This window comes from Synechococcus sp. CB0205 (assembly GCF_000179255.1).
Taxonomy (GTDB): Bacteria; Cyanobacteriota; Cyanobacteriia; order PCC-6307; family Cyanobiaceae; genus Vulcanococcus.
Map to the genome: position 1 here is coordinate 21,534 of NZ_ADXM01000029.1, position 6,410 is coordinate 27,943.

Annotated in this window: 10 protein-coding genes; 8 read left to right on the forward strand and 2 right to left on the reverse strand. The window is 65.4% G+C overall.

Features of this window, described 5'->3' with window-relative positions; translation table 11 throughout:
- Positions 1-39 precede the first annotated feature (39 nt).
- Entirely contained in the window at positions 40-933 is an 894-nt protein-coding gene (locus CB0205_RS0104915) for a serine hydrolase (RefSeq protein ID WP_010315012.1), read from the reverse strand.
- A 17-nt stretch (positions 934-950) separates the two neighbouring features.
- Between CB0205_RS0104915 and CB0205_RS0104920 the strand changes: the two genes are divergently transcribed.
- From CB0205_RS0104920 to CB0205_RS0104930, 3 genes are read left to right on the forward strand one after another with little or no spacing between them, the layout of a single operon-like run.
- A complete protein-coding gene (locus tag CB0205_RS0104920; protein WP_043705473.1) occupies positions 951-1,703 on the forward strand; it encodes a C40 family peptidase in 753 nt (250 codons plus the stop codon).
- On the forward strand, positions 1,703-2,782 hold the full coding sequence (locus CB0205_RS0104925) for a DUF819 family protein (protein ID WP_010315016.1): 1,080 nt from the start codon (positions 1,703-1,705) through the stop codon (positions 2,780-2,782). Before CB0205_RS0104920 ends, CB0205_RS0104925 begins: the two co-directional genes overlap by 1 nt.
- A gap of 51 nt (positions 2,783-2,833) precedes the next feature.
- Positions 2,834-3,802: a glycosyltransferase family 2 protein gene (locus tag CB0205_RS0104930; protein WP_010315018.1), complete on the forward strand. Its 969-nt coding sequence runs from the start codon at positions 2,834-2,836 to the stop codon at positions 3,800-3,802.
- Here CB0205_RS0104930 and CB0205_RS0104935 read toward each other — a convergent pair.
- On the reverse strand, positions 3,760-4,236 hold the full coding sequence (locus CB0205_RS0104935) for a hypothetical protein (protein WP_010315020.1): 477 nt from the start codon (positions 4,234-4,236) through the stop codon (positions 3,760-3,762). The two genes, CB0205_RS0104930 and CB0205_RS0104935, sit on opposite strands and share 43 nt — an antisense overlap.
- A gap of 107 nt (positions 4,237-4,343) precedes the next feature.
- On the opposite strand from CB0205_RS0104935, the gene CB0205_RS0104940 reads away from it, so the two are divergent.
- From CB0205_RS0104940 to CB0205_RS0104955, 5 genes are all read left to right on the forward strand, one after another.
- Complete coding sequence (locus tag CB0205_RS0104940; RefSeq protein ID WP_010315023.1) at positions 4,344-4,460, forward strand: photosystem I reaction center subunit VIII; 117 nt, start codon at positions 4,344-4,346, stop codon at positions 4,458-4,460.
- A gap of 43 nt (positions 4,461-4,503) precedes the next feature.
- Positions 4,504-4,995, forward strand: a complete 492-nt coding sequence (locus tag CB0205_RS0104945) for a photosystem I reaction center subunit XI (RefSeq protein ID WP_010315026.1) — start codon at positions 4,504-4,506, stop codon at positions 4,993-4,995.
- A gap of 125 nt (positions 4,996-5,120) precedes the next feature.
- A complete protein-coding gene (locus CB0205_RS15845) occupies positions 5,121-5,342 on the forward strand; it encodes a hypothetical protein (RefSeq protein ID WP_156797819.1) in 222 nt (73 codons plus the stop codon).
- Between the two features lie 174 nt (positions 5,343-5,516).
- Positions 5,517-5,618: a DUF4278 domain-containing protein gene (locus CB0205_RS15260; RefSeq protein ID WP_071777940.1), complete on the forward strand. Its 102-nt coding sequence runs from the start codon at positions 5,517-5,519 to the stop codon at positions 5,616-5,618.
- 197 nt (positions 5,619-5,815) lie between these two features.
- Entirely contained in the window at positions 5,816-6,250 is a 435-nt protein-coding gene (locus CB0205_RS0104955; RefSeq protein ID WP_156797820.1) for a hypothetical protein, read from the forward strand.
- The last annotated feature ends 160 nt before the right edge of the window (positions 6,251-6,410 follow it).

The following is a 6,410-nucleotide window of genomic DNA, read 5'->3' on the forward strand; positions in this document are numbered from 1 at the left end:
TCAAACCCCAGTCCGACCACGGGCTGGGGTTTTGGTCGTTTAGAGGCCAATCAAGCGCCGGCAGAGCTCCGGTAGGAGTGCCTCGTCCTGGGCGCGCTCGGGGCCCTCGCTGAGCACCACGATCAGGGCCGGAGCCTTGCCCTCCAGTTCGATGTAGGCCGCGTCGTGGCGGGCCTGGGTCATCCAGCCGGCCTTGCTCCAGAGCTGGGCCCCCTCAGGAAGGCCACCACCCAGGAATCCATCCACTTGGTTCTCGGGGTCAGCGGCGCGGGCCGCGGGCTCCAGGCTGCGGGAGAGCAGCTCTTGCATCCGGCTGCAGGCGCTGGGGGAGAGCAGCTCCCGGGCCATGACCGCCTGCAGCACCCGGGCCGTCAGGTTGCTGCTCAGGCGATTGCGGTTCTCCAATTCAGGGCCATAGGACTGACGCTCGCGGCCATAGGGGCCGTCTCCCCAGGTCTTCTGGCAGGCGTTATTGCCCGGCCATTCCGGCCAGCCCAGCTCGCCATACCAGCGGTTGATCAGTTGGCGCTGCTGGCTCCATTGCTGCAGGGCCGCCGCCGGCAGCTCTGGTCCGCTGCAGGTTCCCGTCAAGAGATCCACCACGAGCCCCGTGGCGTCGTTGCTGGAATCCCGGATCATGTCGGCCAGGGCCCGCCGCAGTTCCGGGGTGTCGTCGATGAGCTCGCGCTGCAGCCAGGCTTCCGCGGCAAGGAGATAGAGGAGCTTCACCACGCTCGCGGGATAGCGGGCTTGGTTTCCGCGCCAGTGGGTCCCCTGCCCTTCGCCAGCTGTGCCGCCGCGCAGGGACTGCCCGTAGCGGATCCAGGTGACCGACAGCTGCTCGCTCAGCCCCGGCCGGCCCTCCTGCTCGAGGCTGCTGATCGCCGCAACCAGTGCTTGCTCCATCTCCCCATCAGGGCAGTAGAACGCCATCGCAGCCACTCGGGGTCATGGCGAGGTTAAGCAGGTTGTCCGTGGGAACACCCGTGGCCTTGGAGCTGCTGCACCCGGGCAGTTGTTGGCGTATCGATGCGCCGCTGAATCTCTACAGCCATTGGTCGGGGCCAGGCCTTGCCACCCAGGCCTGGGCCGGCCGAGCCCTGCAGGTTCTGGGTCAAGCGGCGCCGACCGGGAAGCGTCTGCGGGTGCGGTTGCTGGAGGACGGCTACCCCGGCTGGATTGATCCGCGGGACCTGCTGGGCCATGCCCGTTGTATCGCGGGCCAACGGGCGCAGCTCTGGTCCGAGTCGGCCATTGCTGAGCGCCTGCCTGCCGTCTTGGCCTTTGCGGAGGCCGCGCGCCAGCAGGCCAACCACTACCTCTGGGGCGGGAGCCTGGGGCCCGACTTTGACTGCTCAGGCTTCATCCAGGCGGCCTATGCCGCCGCGGGGGTCTGGATCCCGCGGGATGCCTACCAGCAGGAGCGCTTCTGCCAGCCCGTCGCGGTGGCGCCCGGTTGCTATGGCCTGCTGCGTCCCGGCGATTTGATCTTTTTTGGTCGCCCCCAGCGCTGCACCCATGTGGGGCTCTATCTCGGGCAGGGCCGCTACCTGCATAGTTCTGGCCGGGAGCACGGCCGCGATGGCCTGGGTGTCGATGGCCTGGATCCCCAGCTGATCGATCCGGTCAGCGTTCACTACCGAACGGAACTGCGCGGCGCCGGCCGTGTGGTGCGCTGCCACGACGGCTCCACCCTGCCTTGATGTCCATGGTTTGGTCTTTGCTTCTCGTTCTCGCACTCACGGCCCTCGGCTGGCTGCTGGCGCGCCGCACCGCTTGGGGCCGGCAGCTGGGCATGACGATGGTGGTGCTGCTGCTCGGCCTGCTGGTGAGCAACCTGGCCGGGGTGCAGCTGCAGGCTGAGGCCGCCTCTTGGGTCAATGGTCCCTTGACCTCGCTGGCGATCGGCCTGCTCTTGCTCGCGGTCGATCTCCGGCGCCTCTGGCCCCAGGCCCGGCAACTGCTCGGACCGTTTCTGGTGGCGGCCCTCAGCACGGTCTTGGGGGTGCTGCTGGGGGGCTGGTTGCTGCATCCCCTGCTCGGGGAGGACTGGGACGTGCTGGCGGGGATGTACACCGCCACCTTCACCGGGGGCAGCCTGAATTTCGTCTCGGTGGCCCGGACGCTGAATCCCCCAGAGACCTTGCTGACCCTGGCGACCGCCGCCGATTACGTGGTCTTCGCGGTCTGGTTCGCCATCAGCACCTGGCTTGGACTGAGGGCGGATGCCGCCCCGGAAGCGACCTGGGCGAATGAGGCCCCAAGCGATCAGCCGGAGCGCTCCTGGTGGCTGGCCGGTCTTTGGGGCTTGGCCGTGTTGGCACTGAGCCAGGGGCTGACGGGTCTGCTGCAGGGCGTCCCCTCGATCCTGGTGCTCACAACGGTCGCGCTGCTGGTCGCCCAGTTGCCGGCGCCCGCCAGCCGTCGCGGTTGCTATGGCCTTGGCTTGCTCTTGATTCAGCCCTTCTTCACGGTGATGGGCCTGAGCTCCCCGGTCGCGGGTCTGCTGGGGGAGGGCTTGCCGGTGTTGCTCTATGCGGCTGTGGTGGTTCTGGTGCAGGCCGCGTTGCTGCTTCTGATCTTCCGCCGCTGGCTGCGCTGGCCCATGGCTGAGACCCTGGTGGCCTCCCAGGCCTCCATCGGCGGCCCCAGCACGGCCCTGGCCCTGGCGACCGCCATTGGCCGAGCTGAATTGGCCGTGCCTTCGGTGGCGATTGGTTTGCTCGGCTATCTGCTCGGCACCTACTTGGGCCTGGGGGTGGCTTGGCTGCTGCCAGGCTGAGCCTCTTTTGAGCGCTTTCCTCTAGGTTCCAGCCAACTTGAGCCGTCCCTCTTGAGCAGCGCCAGCGTTCCAGACCTCTCGATCGTGGTGCCTCTGTTCAACGAAGAGGAGAGCCTGCCGCTGCTCGTCGAGAAGCTGCTGCTGGCCTTGCGTCCCCTGGGCCGCTCCTTTGAGCTGGTGTTGGTGGATGACGGCTCATCCGATCGCACGGCCGAGGTCTTGCGCCAGCAGGCCGCCGGGGCCCCAGAGCTGGTGGCGGTTCTGCTGCGCCGCAATTACGGCCAGACCGCTGCGATGGCGGCTGGCTTTGACGCCAGCCGCGGGCGCTTGATCGTCACCCTGGATGGGGACCTGCAGAACGATCCCGCCGATATCCCGATGCTGCTGGAGCGCCTGGAGCAGGGGTATGACCTGGTAAGCGGCTGGCGGCACCAGCGCCAGGACCATGCCGTCAGCCGGCTGCTCCCCAGCAAGATCGCCAATGCCCTCATCGCTCGGGTGACGGGGGTGCGGTTGCACGACTACGGCTGCTCCCTCAAGGCTTACCGCCGCGAGCTGGTGGAGGACATGAACCTCTACGGGGAGCTGCATCGCTTCCTGCCGGCCTTGGCCTTCATCGAAGGGGCCCGCATCGCCGAGGTGAAGGTGAACCACAACGCCCGTCAGTTCGGCCAGAGCAAGTACGGGATCGATCGCACCTTCCGGGTGCTGATGGATCTGTTCACGGTCTGGTTCATGAAGCGCTTCTTGACCCGTCCGATGTACGTCTTCGGTTTCGGGGGGCTGAGCGCCATGGCCATCGGTGCGCTGTTGAGCGCCTATCTGCTGATGGTCAAGTTGGGGGGCGCGGAGATCGGCAACCGGCCCCTATTGCTGGTGGCGGTCCTGGCCCTGATCACGGGCGTGCAGCTCTTTTGTTTTGGTCTGCTCTCGGAGGTGCAGATGCGCACCTATCACGAGAGTCAGGGCCGTCCGATTTACCGCATTCGCGAGACGTTGCGCGGCAGCTTGAGCGGCTGAGGCGAGGCAACAGGCAGGCTGCTGCGGCCACGGAAGTGGGTCATGGCTTCAGCGGCGAGCTGGGCGACCACCTGGTCGGCATCGCGCAGGCCGCGGCGAATCAGGGGCAGGGCCTCGCGGTGGCACCAGAGCTGGCAGATGGCCATGGCCGTGCGGCGCTGCTCACCCCCCGCACGGAACTGTTGCTCCAGTTGTTGCAGCAGTTGGTGGCGGCCGCGCCGGTCGCTGGCGGCGGGGAGGACGACCGTGTCCTGGCTGCCCTGATCGCTGGAGTTGCTCCCGTCAGAAGGGATGACCAGCTCCATCTGCCCGCGGTTCAGGGCTGCGATGCCGGACGCATCGGTGGAGCGCAGGATGTTGCGCTTGGGCCGGCCAAGGACCCAGCAGGCCGCCAGGACGCCTGCGATGACGATGCCGGTGAGTGCCTGGGTCATGGACTGGGAGTGTGGTCTGAACTTTTATGTCGCCCCTTGAGGCCCCGAAGAGCAGCTCCGGCAGGGCTCCTTACAGTGCCGAACGGTAGCTGTATTGGCCCACGCTGATGACCGGAGATTTCGTCGCCGCCTGGATGCCCTCGGTGTTCGTGCCACTTGTCGGGATCCTGGCTCCTGCTGTGGCCATGGCCCTGCTGTTCAACGTGATCGAAGCCCGCGACTGAGCTGTCGCCGCTTCATTCCGCGCCACCTGACGTTCTTCCCCCGATGACCGTGACCCCCGTGGCCGACCCCTGTGTCGGCAATCTGGCCACTCCCGTCAACAGCAGCTACTTCAGCCGCGCTTTCCTGAGTGCGCTGCCTGCTTATCGCCCCGCCCTCTCTCCCAACCGTCGCGGTCTGGAAGTAGGCATGGCCCATGGCTTCTTCCTCTACGGCCCCTTCGCCATCTGTGGCCCGCTTCGCGCCACCGAGTACGCCAGCACCGCTGGTCTTCTGGCTGCTGTGGGTCTGGTCTCGATCCTGACGGTCTGCCTCTCGATCTACGGCACCGCTGGCCGTGGCCCCAACGTGCAGCCGGCTGACGCCACCATCGACAACCCCCCTGCTGACCTGTTCACCAAGGCGGGTTGGGCCGAGTTCGCTAGCGGCTTCTGGCTCGGCGGTTGCGGCGGTGCCGCCTTCGCCTGGTTCCTCGCCGGCACGACCATCGTGGCTCCCCTGGTGAAGATCGCCGGTGGTGTTTGGAGCGTCGGCTGAGTCCAGCCTGCTCATCCTTGATTCACCCTTTGCCCGTCAGATCCTTCGGGGGTCTGGCGGGTTTTTTGATGCCTTGCCGTTGGCTTGGGCCATGGCTATGGAGTCAGTAGAGCTGTGGTGCTGTGATGACGCGTTGGCCTGCTGTTGTTCTTTCGGCGACCCTCTCGGCCTTGCCAGGGTTGGCTCTGGCTGAGCCCCTGCCTCCGCCGATTGGCCCTCTCCCCTCTTCGGCGCAGGCTGATGCGGGTTACCCGGGGGATGTGGAGAACGCCCTAAGCGACTTCACGCGTTTTCAGTGCGATTTGCTGTTCTTTTTGACCCCACGGCAGAACTGCCCAAGCGATTAATCGGCAAAATCGGAGTTTTGTAATCGCCTGAACGACACGGCTGGTTTCCAGGCGGCTAAAACTGTGCTGTAGCAACCGCTACAAAACGTTCACCTCGGCACCTTTTGGTTGCCTGAGGCGCAGTTCGATCCAGGCCATGGAACGGGGACCTGGGCTGACTCCGAGGAACTATCCATGACCCTCACCTATCGCGGCCAGAAGTACCAGCAGAACAAAGAGGCTGTCTCCCAGAAGCACCCTCAGCTGAACTACCGAGGTCTCAAGTACGTCAAGTGATTCCTGCTTGATTGCTTTGCCCGTAAGCCCCGCTTTAGCGGGGCTTTTTCATGCCCATTCAGCAGTGAGTGGTGAGAAGATGAACGGCTCTTTTCGTGCTGCAGCGCAGCCCGTTCATGCCGCAGCTGATGGCGTTTCGGCGAGGCCTTCTGCGGAGGCTTCTGATTCTTTTGGTTGGGGCGTTCTGGCTTGTGGGCTTGGCCCAGGTTCAGGCTGCTGAGGTTCTGAAGAAACCCGCGATTCCCGGTTGCAGCCAAGACCCTCAGGTCATTGCCTTGGCTGGTGAACCGGTGCTGGAGGTGCGCAGGCCGCCTGCTGGGGAGTCCTTGCGCGCCTACGGCGAGCGTCAGGAAGAGGCGCTGCTGGAGATTGCCAAGGACCATGCGCTGCAGCCGTCCCGCCTCCAGCGTTGGGAGGATGCGCCCTTCTCGATCATTGGCTTCAAGCAGCCTGGCTCGCAACCGCGTGCGCTGATCGCGGTCGATGACAAGCAGGCCCGTTGTTTCGAGCTGAGCCGGGAGGAACTGGCTGGGCGCTATCTGACGGCACTGCAACTGGCGATTCGCCAATACCGGGTCAATCACTCCTTGACCTCCTGGTTGAAGGCAACGGCGATTGGTGAGCATCCCTAACGCCACGGTGATTGGAGCATCGGTCGTCAATTTCAGCTTTTCCCAGCGAGAGATCAAGCAGCCGATCGCCATCGCCACCTCCATCACCCTGGGCTATGACGTTCCCTGGCGCACGGTTCATGCGCTGATGTTGCAGTCAGCTCAGGAGACAACGGGGGTT